Origin of the sequence: Xenorhabdus innexi, assembly GCF_002632485.1 — a bacterium.
GTDB lineage: Bacteria > Pseudomonadota > Gammaproteobacteria > Enterobacterales > Enterobacteriaceae > Xenorhabdus > Xenorhabdus innexi.
On the sequence record NZ_NIBU01000230.1, the window covers coordinates 1 to 664 of the forward strand.

1 protein-coding gene is annotated in these 664 nt (G+C 59.2%); it reads right to left on the minus strand.

The genetic code is table 11. The features are described from left to right. Positions 1–27: 27 nt before the first annotated feature. Positions 28–664: TIGR03749 family integrating conjugative element protein (locus Xinn_RS21285; RefSeq protein WP_099137841.1), on the minus strand; the 637-nt coding region annotated here is incomplete at its 5' end.

Below are 664 nucleotides of genomic sequence, written 5' to 3' on the forward strand. Positions count from 1 at the left end.
ACCAGTATTTTCACCAGACTGTTGGATTTAATCTGCATGACGGTCTCCCGCTTTCACCGCGTCCGGCTCAGGAATAAAGGCGTTCTCCGGCTGTCCTTTGACCACCAGATACAGCACCGTGGTATCTTCCGGTGTGCCGGCTGTTCCCAGCCAGCGATGCTGGAATGTCGCGGCGACAAACTGCCCCTGCAAGGCACGCGGGTCAAGCGTGAGCAGGCGTTTGGCCGTATTGCGCAGTTTCAGCGCCACCACGGTATGATTTTGCACACGCCAGCCGGCCAGCGGTGCCACGTCAATCGGTTCAGCAGGATAAAGTGTGGTGACAGCGTCAGGTAAATGCAGACTGACCGGATGAATGCCGGTGACCGGCTCAACCGTGCGCAGCGGGGCATACAGCTGCTGCGCCGCATGGCGGGTCAACACCACCGGCACCGGTGCCGATAATGAGTCTTTGTGCCGGGAAAGCGACTTTTCGGCAGACGCGGTTTGCTTTTCATCCCGGTAACGCAGGCGAACCGGCTCGTCCGGAACCATTCTCGCCGTGCTGATATCCAGCAGGATAATTTCCCCGTTTTCACTGTCCTGCAATTGCAGCCGGGTCGGCGGAAAAGCCTGACGGGCTTTCAGGTAAATTGCCCCGCCGGCGCTCTGCACCCGCAGTTTC